The sequence below is a fragment of the Streptomyces sp. NPDC096040 genome, assembly GCF_040303265.1.
In the GTDB taxonomy this organism is placed as follows: Bacteria; Actinomycetota; Actinomycetes; order Streptomycetales; family Streptomycetaceae; genus Streptomyces.
Genome location: NZ_JBEOTA010000051.1, coordinates 19,628 through 27,674, shown reverse-complemented (window position 1 = coordinate 27,674; position 8,047 = coordinate 19,628). Strand labels below are relative to the sequence as shown.

The 8,047-nt window shown below is 70.1% G+C and carries 8 protein-coding genes; all 8 read right to left on the bottom strand.

Going from position 1 to position 8,047, the window contains the following annotated elements; genetic code table 11:
- Window positions 1-92: 92 nt before the first annotated feature.
- Complete coding sequence (locus ABTY98_RS39355; RefSeq protein ID WP_352225958.1) at window positions 93-848, bottom strand: DUF3159 domain-containing protein; 756 nt, start codon at window positions 846-848, stop codon at window positions 93-95.
- Between the two features lie 3 nt (window positions 849-851).
- Complete coding sequence (locus ABTY98_RS39350) at window positions 852-1,250, bottom strand: OB-fold nucleic acid binding domain-containing protein (RefSeq protein WP_352225957.1); 399 nt, start codon at window positions 1,248-1,250, stop codon at window positions 852-854.
- A gap of 103 nt (window positions 1,251-1,353) precedes the next feature.
- Window positions 1,354-2,040: a response regulator gene (locus tag ABTY98_RS39345; RefSeq protein ID WP_352225956.1), complete on the bottom strand. Its 687-nt coding sequence runs from the start codon at window positions 2,038-2,040 to the stop codon at window positions 1,354-1,356.
- Window positions 2,037-4,604, bottom strand: a complete 2,568-nt coding sequence (locus ABTY98_RS39340; RefSeq protein WP_352225955.1) for a DUF4118 domain-containing protein — start codon at window positions 4,602-4,604, stop codon at window positions 2,037-2,039. The genes ABTY98_RS39345 and ABTY98_RS39340 overlap by 4 nt, the downstream gene beginning before the upstream one ends.
- 157 nt (window positions 4,605-4,761) lie before the next feature.
- Window positions 4,762-5,931 (bottom strand): alginate lyase family protein, encoded by a 1,170-nt coding sequence (locus ABTY98_RS39335; protein WP_352225954.1) that lies wholly within the window; start codon window positions 5,929-5,931, stop codon window positions 4,762-4,764.
- Between the two features lie 192 nt (window positions 5,932-6,123).
- On the bottom strand, window positions 6,124-6,882 hold the full coding sequence (locus tag ABTY98_RS39330) for a DUF3710 domain-containing protein (protein ID WP_352225953.1): 759 nt from the start codon (window positions 6,880-6,882) through the stop codon (window positions 6,124-6,126).
- 1 nt (window position 6,883) lies between these two features.
- Window positions 6,884-7,447: a dUTP diphosphatase gene (dut, locus tag ABTY98_RS39325; protein WP_352225952.1), complete on the bottom strand. Its 564-nt coding sequence runs from the start codon at window positions 7,445-7,447 to the stop codon at window positions 6,884-6,886.
- The gene (locus tag ABTY98_RS39320) at window positions 7,444-8,028 is read right to left on the bottom strand and encodes a PaaI family thioesterase (protein ID WP_352225951.1); all 585 of its coding nucleotides are present in this window, start codon (window positions 8,026-8,028) and stop codon (window positions 7,444-7,446) included. Before ABTY98_RS39320 ends, dut begins: the two co-directional genes overlap by 4 nt.
- Window positions 8,029-8,047 lie beyond the last annotated feature (19 nt).

Sequence of the window (8,047 nt, the reverse complement as noted above, 5' to 3'; positions counted from 1 at the left end):
TTTTGTGGTGGGGGTTGGGGGTTTTCTCTTGTTCACTCGTCTCGTTCGCGCGCCCCCCGCGCGGGCGCGGCGCCCCCTTCTCTCGTACCTGCCTACTTGCGGTGGCGTCCGCCGGAGGGCTCGCCGCTCTCCGCGGCCAGCGCGGCCTTGCGCTCCTCCTCGGCCTTCTCCTCCGCCTCCATCTCGGCGAAGACATCGATCGGCGCCGGCGCCTTCGCCAGGAAGACCCAGGTGAGCCAGACGGCGAGCAGGAACGGCGGGATCTTCAACGCGACCAGCACCCAGCCGAGCTGGGCCGTGTTCGCCCACCAGTACAGCGGGAAGAGGATCGCGCACTTGGCGAGCAGGATCAGGCCCCAGGCCCAGCTGGCCTTGGCGTACGCCTTCTTGCGGCCGGGGTTGCGGGTGCGCCAGGAGAGGTTCTCCTTGAAGACCGGGCCGAGGATCAGGCCGATCAGCGGCATCCCGCACAGCGTGGTGATGATGTACGCCAGCGCCAGGCCCAGCGTGTAGAGCATGCCCGGGAGGTAGAAGTCCTTGGCGTTGCCCGTGAACATCGCGAACACGACACCGAAGGCGACGCCGAAGACACCGCTGAAGGCGTGCTTGACGGTGTCCTTCACGGCGAGGCGGACCACGACCAGCACCACGGCGACCGCGAGGGCGGCGATCGCCGACCAGTGCAGGTTCTTGTTGATGGTGAAGATCGTGACGAACAACAGGCCGGGCAGCACCGTCTCGACCATGCCGCGCACGCCGCCGAAGGCCTCGAACAGCGCGGCCTCGGTCACCGCCCGCGCATCGTCCTCCGCCTGAGTGTCTTCGGTCGGCTTGTCGAGCGACGTCACCGGCTACTCCCTACCGAGGGGTCTCAGTTCGTACTTGGGGTTGAACAGCACCCGGCGGCCCCGGCTCAGCGAGATCCGGCCCGATGCGATCAGCCTGCGCCCCGGTTCTATGCCCACGATGGAGCGCCTGCCGAGCCACACCACGTCCAGCGCGGCGGAGCCGTCGAACAGCTCGGCCTCCAGGGCCGGGACTCCGGCGCGCGGTCGCAGGGTGACCGTGCGCAAGGTACCAGTAACGGTGACGATCTGCCGGTCCTGGCAGTCGCCGATCCGGATACAGCCCGTCGTGTCGGCGTCCTCACGCAGCTCCTCGGACTCCAGGTCCTCCTGCGACGAGGACAGCCGGCCCAGCATGCGCCGGAACCGGCCGGCCGGCTTTTGGGAACGAGGAACAGCACTCATGTCTGAAGCGTACCGGGGTCCACAGACACCGCCGCAGTCCAGCTCACTTCGCCGTCGTCCAGCTGACTTCACCGTCGTCCGGTTCACTTCGCCGTAGTCCGGGTCACTTCTCGAACCGGTACCCCATGCCCGGCTCCGTGATGAAGTGCTTGGGATGCGAGGGGTCCGCCTCCAGCTTGCGGCGCAGCTGTGCCATGTACACGCGCAGATAGTTGGTCTCCGTCCCGTACGACGGCCCCCACACCTCCTGCAACAGCTGCTTCTGGCTGACCAGCCGCCCGGTGTTGCGGACCAGCACCTCCAGCAGATGCCACTCGGTGGGGGTCAGCCGGACGTCCTTGCCGGCCCGGTTGACCTTCTTCGCGGCCAGGTCGACGGTGAACCCCTCGGTCTCCACCAGCACGTCGTCCTCGCCGCCTCCGGCGACCGGCTCGGCACGGCGGACGGCGGCCCGCAGCCGGGCCAGCAGCTCGTCCATGCCGAAGGGCTTGGTGACGTAGTCGTCGGCGCCCGCGTCGAGCGCCTCGACCTTCTCGTCGGAGGTGTGGCGGGCGGACAGCACCAGGATCGGCACCCGGGTCCAGCCACGCAGCCCCTTGATCACCTCGACGCCGTCCATGTCGGGCAGGCCGAGGTCGAGGACGACCACGTCGGGGTGGCGGGAGGCGGCCAGTTCGAGGGCGGTACGGCCGTCGGGAGCCGCGTCGACCTCGTACTTGCGCGCCTTGAGGTTGATCACGAGGGCGCGCACGATCTGCGGCTCGTCGTCGACCACGAGCACACGGGTCATGAGGCCTGCCTTTCCGGTTCTGCCGCGGTCTGCGCCACGGGTTCTGCTGCCGCGGTGACCGATCCTGCCGCGCGGAGACTGAGGACCATGGTGAGGCCGCCGCCGGGCGTGTCCTCGGCGTTGAGGGTGCCGCCCATCGCCTCGGCGAAGCCCCGGGCGACCGCGAGCCCCAGACCGACCCCGGCGCCGCGCGGAGCGTCACCGTAGCGCTGGAAGGGCTCGAATATGCGTTCTTTGGCATCGTCGGGCACGCCGGGCCCGCGGTCCACGATCCGCAGCTCCACGCGGTCCGCGATGGCGCTGGCGGAGACGACGACAACACTGTCGGCCCGGTCGGTCGGGCTGTACTTGACGGCGTTCTCGACCAGGTTGGCCACCGACCGCTCCAGGAGCCCGGCGTCGGCCTCGACCATGGGCAGTGTCTCGGGGACGTCAAGGTCCACGCTGCCGTCCGGTACCCCCACCAGCGCCATCGGGACCACCTCGTCGAGGTCGATCTCACGGACGATGGGGGTGACGGTGCCGGTCTGCAGGCGGGACATGTCGAGCAGGTTGCCGACGAGGTGGTCGAGCCGGTCGGCGCCCTCCTCGATGCCTTCCAGCAGCTCCGCCCGGTCCTCCTCGGACCACGCCACGTCGCCCGAGCGCAGCGACGACACCGCCGCCTTGATCCCGGCGAGCGGGGTGCGCAGATCATGGCTGACGGCGGCCAGCAGGGCCGTACGGATGCGGTTGCCCTCGGCGAGCGCGCGGGCCTGCTCGGCCTCCTCCTGAAGCCGCCTACGGTCCAGTACGACGGCTGCCTGGGCGGCGAAGGCGGCGAGCACCCGGCGGTTCTCGGCGGGCAGCACCCGGCCGGTCAGGGCGAGGGCCATGTGGTCGCCTATGGGCATGTCGACGTCGGCGTCCTCCGGCCGCTCCAGAGCGGGCCCGAAACCGGCCCGGCCCGCGCAGCTCCACGGCTCGACATCGCTCGCCCGCTCGAGGAGGGCGGCGGACTCCATGCCGAAGGTCTCCCGTACCCGCTCAAGGAGCGCATCCAGGCTGGTCTCCCCTCTCAGCACGTTGCCGGCGAGGAAGGAGAGGATCTCGGACTCGGCGCGCAGCCGGGCGGCCTGGTGAGTGCGCCGGGCCGCGAGGTCCACGACCGAGGCGACGGACAGCGCGACCCCGAAGAAGATCACGATGGCCACGATGTTCTTCGGATCGGCGATGGTCAGCCGGTGCAGGGGCGGGGTGTAGAAGTAGTTCAGCAGCAGGGACCCGAAGGCCGCCGAGGCCAGCGCCGGGAAGAGCCCGCCGAGCAGCGCGGCCGCGACCGTGAGGGTCAGGAAGAGCAGCATGTCGTTGGCGAGGCCGAGGTCGACGGTGTTCAGCAGCACCGCCATGACGGCCGGGCCGGCCAGGCCGACCAGCCAGCCCGCGATGATCCGGCCCCGCCCGAGCCGCGCGCCCCGGGCCACCGGCAGCCCGCGCCCCTTGGCGACCTCCTCGTGGGTGACGATGTGGACGTCCAGGTCGGGTCCCGACTCGCGGGCGACCGTGGCGCCGACGCCGGGCCCGAGGACGTACTGCCAGGCCTTGCGGCGGGAGGAGCCGAGCACGATCTGGGTGGCGTTGACGCCGCGCGCGAAGTCGAGCAGGGAGGCCGGGATGTCCTCGCCGACGACCTGGTGGAAGGTGCCGCCGAGGTCCTCGACCAGGGTGCGCTGGACGGCGAGTTCCTTCGGGGAGGCCGAGGTCAGACCGTCGCTGCGGGATATATAGACGGCGAGGACCTCTCCGCCGGCGCCCTTCTCGGCGAGCCGTGCGGCCCGCCGGATGAGCGTGCGCCCCTCGGGACCGCCGGTGAGCCCGACGACGATCCGCTCCCGCGAGCCCCAGATCGCCGAGACCCGGTGCTCGCTGCGGTACTGCTTCAGGTACTCGTCGACCCGGTCGGCCACCCACAGCAGCGCCAGTTCGCGCAGGGCGGTCAGGTTGCCGGGCCGGAAGTAGTTGGACAGGGCCGCGTCGACCTTGTCCGGCTGGTAGATGTTGCCGTGCGCCATGCGCCGGCGCAGCGCCTGGGGCGACATGTCGACCAGTTCGATCTGGTCGGCGCGCCGTACCACCTCGTCGGGCACGGTCTCGCGCTGGCGCACTCCCGTGATGGACTCGACGACGTCACCGAGGGACTCCAGGTGCTGGATGTTGACGGTCGAGACCACGTCGATCCCGGCCGCCAGCAGTTCCTCGACGTCCTGCCAGCGCTTGGCGTTGCGGGAGCCCGGGATGTTGGTGTGGGCGAGTTCGTCCACCAGGGCGACGGCGGGGGCGCGGTGCAGTACGGCGTCCACGTCCATCTCCGTGAACAGGGCGTCCCGGTACTCCAGGTCCTTGCGCGGAACCTGCTCCAGGCCGTGCAGCATCACCTCGGTGCGCGGCCGGTCGTGGTGCTCGACGAAGGCGACCACGCAGTCGGTGCCCCGTTCCACGCGCCGATGGGCCTCGGAAAGCATGGCGTAGGTCTTGCCCACGCCCGGTGCCGCACCGAGATAGATCCGAAGCTTGCCGCGTGCCATGGTCCTATTGTCTTCCGCCTACCGCCGCCTACGCAGCGTCGACCTTACGGCCAACAATCCCGGCGAATGGGGCAGGGGGTACGGCGGCGGGCATCTTTGACAGAACCCTGATGTGCCCCGCGGGCCTCCCCGAGCGGGCCGCGGGGCACCGGGGGGTTCAGTTGGGATTGTCGCCGTGGGTGAGGGTCTCCCAGGCGACGAAGAGGTTGTTGCTGCCCGCGGGACGGTTGTTCTGGGTGAGTGTCTGGGTGTTGGTCATGGCGATGCCCAGCCGGTTGTGAAGGGCGTTGTAGCCGACCTCGGTGACCGGCCCGAGGCCGAGGGTCAGGGAGCCGCCGCAGAGCCAGCTGGGGACGGCGGTGCCCAGCTGGTACTTGGACTGGAAGCCGAGCGCCTGCCGCAGCCGTTCGCCGACGTCGGTGCCGTAGAGGTCCTGGCCCTGGATCCGGCTGGTCTCGGCGACGTGCGAGATCGAGGAGATGCCGTACCCGGTGTGCGTGAGGTCCCGGCAGGTCTCCTGGGTGAGGCCGGTGACGAAGGTGGACTGGCCCTGCCAGTAGGAGACGATCTTCGCGGTGGTGTCGAGGTTCTGGCTGGGCACGGTCTTCGGCACCGATCCGTCGGAGGCCAGGTAGACATAAGCGGCCGTGCGGGTGCGGAACTTGGCCATGGCCGTGTCGTACGACGCCTTGTCCTCCAGGAAGACGGAGATGCCGACGGCGGCCTCCATCATCGTCAGCTCCCAGTTGCCGTTGGAGTTGGAGCCCTTGATGACGGTGGGGAGGTAGACGTCGCGCAGCATGGTGGCGAAGCGGGCCTCGTTCGCCCAGGTGCCGGTGTACGTGTACCTGATGATCTCGGCGGCCTTGGGCCAGGAGGAGCCGGCCCAGCCGGTCTGCAGGGGCGCGTTGCTGTTGGTGTGACTTGTGATGGTGGCCGACCAGGCGTCCATGATCTGGATGGCCTTCTGGGCGTAGCGGGCGTCCTTGGTGATGTACCAGGCGAGGGCGTCGGTGTAGGCGGCGATAGCGTCCTCGCGCTCGTCGGTGCAGCCGTAGTTCGGATTCGAGTACGACCCGCACTCGACGGTCGCCCACGGCTTGGGCGTGCGGTTCAGGTCGGCGTACTTGCTCGCCATCATCTGGTCGTAGGCCGCCTTCCAGGGCTGGGCACCGGCCAGCACCTCGGTGCGGGCGAAGTCCAGCTGGGCCTTGGAGACGGTGACCCCGGGGTGCACGAAGGTGCTGGGGGCCGAGTGGGCGGCGGGGGCGGTGAAGACGCCCAGGAGCAGGGCTCCCACGGCCGCGAGCAGGGGGATGCGACGCACAGCGACTCCGTTCTCGTACGTTCGCGTATATGAACGTGGAGCGCCTCTGTGAACAGAGGCGTGCCGAGAACGTAGGTACGGACCAGCCTTCCGTCAAGGTGTGAAGTAAGGGGCCGCCGTTCACACCGGGAGCGGCGGGCATGTGAAAGGGCCGCACCCACAGGGGGTACGGCCCTTGTCGTTCCTCCGCCGTTACCGGACCTCGGTGATCTCCGGTCCGCGCTGGAGCTGGCCCATGCCGCCGGAGAAGCGCGAGCCCTCCTGCTGGACACCCTCGGGGATCATCTGGGCGTCGTTCGGCAGCTTGAGGACGATCGGGTCACGGGGGGCCATCGGGCCCTCGCCGCGGACCACGACGGTGTCCCGGAAGATCTGCTCGAGAAGCCCGGCGGCCTGCGGCTGCACCGCGCCCTGCCCGGAGATCACACCGCGCAGGAACCAGCGCGGACCGTCCACACCGACGAACCGCACAACCTGGAAGCCGCCCGTGCCGTCCGGCAGTTGTACCGGCACCTGGGCGCGCAGCTCCCAGCCCAGCGGACCCTCGACCTCGTCGACGATGCCACCCTGCTGGGTGATGCCGGAGCCGATCTCCTCGCGCACCTCGCCCCAGATGCCCTCGCGCTTGGGCGCGGCGAAGGCCTGCAACTGCACGGCGCTGTCCTTGAGCACCACGGTCGCCGCGACGATCGCGTCACCCGCGACCTCGACCCGCAACTCCATGCCGTCGACGCCGGGCACGAACAGACCACCCAGGTCCACCCGGCCCTCGCCCGGATCCCGCACCTCGGTGGCGTCCCACGGCCCGTCGGGCCGGGGCTCCGGCTCCAGGCGTACGCGCTCGCGCTCGCCCTCTTCCTCGTCCGCCTCGGTGTCGACGCTGTCGACGACCTGCTCGGCCTCGCCGGCCGCGTCCTCGGCGGCACCCTTCTTCTTGCGACGTCCGAACACGTCACTGTCCTTCCCGGTCGGATACGACCGAAGCGTATCGATTCCCACCCGTCCGACCACCCTCGGCGGCCTGACCGCTTGTGCCGCTCACGTCACCCACCGCGGCATGCCCGCCGGTGGACCCGAAGCCCCCCTCGGCCCGCGCCGAATCGGGAAGCTCCGCCACCTCCTGGAAGCGGACCCTCTCGACCTGCTGGACGACCAGTTGGGCAATCCGGTCGAAGCGCTCGAACCGCACGGACTCGCGCGGGTCGAGATTCACCACGATCACCTTGATCTCCCCACGGTACCCGGCATCAATCGTCCCCGGGGCATTCACGAGGGCCACACCGCACCGGGCGGCAAGCCCCGAACGAGGGTGCACGAAGGCCGCGTACCCGTCCGGGAGGGCGATCGACACCCCGGTGGGCAGGACGACCCGTTCCCCCGGCTTCAGCTCGCACGCCTCGGTGGTACGCAGATCGGCTCCCGCGTCACCGGGGTGCTCGTACGCCGGGAGCGGTACGCCGAGCTCGACGCGGCGGATGAGCACGTCGAGAGGGCTCACGGAGGATGCGGGGTTCACGGGTTCACCTCGAAGGCGCGGGTGCGCCGGATCTGGTCCGGGTCGTTCATGGCGGCCTTGATCTCTTCCTCGCGGCCGTGGTCGACGAAGTGCTCGACGGGGACCTCGACGAAGAGGGCGTCGGCGCGGACGGCGACGGGTCCTTCGGGGCCGTCCACGCGTCCGGTGGCGGTCGAGTAGATCTTCCGGCCCGCCACGGCGACGACCTCGGCCGCCAGGTGGAGCGTGGTGCCCACGGGCACCGGCCGTACGAAGTCCGTCTCCAGCCGTCCGGTGACGGCGATCTTCCGCAGCAGCCAGTTCAGCGAACCGAGCGTCTCGTCGAGAGCGGTGGCGAGGACACCGCCGTGCGCGAGGCCCGGGGCCCCCTGGTGCGCGGACCGCACGGTGAACTCGGCGGTGAGGGAGACCCCCTCGCCGGCCCGTACCTCCAGAAGCAGCCCGTGCGACTGCTCGTGGCCGCACCCGAAACACTGTTCGTAGTGGGCGCCGATGAGCTCACCGGGCGCGGGAGCGTCGGGATGCCGCACCGGTTTCCGGGCACTGGCAGGAGGCTGAAGAGCTGCGGAACTACCACTCACAGCCGCAGACCTTACCCGC

What these genes read in the sequence shown, in the direction of transcription:
- ABTY98_RS39350 (WP_352225957.1), bottom strand. Translation starts at nt 1,250, where the DNA reads ATGAGTGCTGTTCCTCGTTCCCAAAAGCCGGCCGGCCGGTTCCGGCGC.
- ABTY98_RS39345 (WP_352225956.1), bottom strand. Translation starts at nt 2,040, where the DNA reads ATGACCCGTGTGCTCGTGGTCGACGACGAGCCGCAGATCGTGCGCGCC.
- ABTY98_RS39340 (WP_352225955.1), bottom strand. Translation starts at nt 4,604, where the DNA reads ATGGCACGCGGCAAGCTTCGGATCTATCTCGGTGCGGCACCGGGCGTG.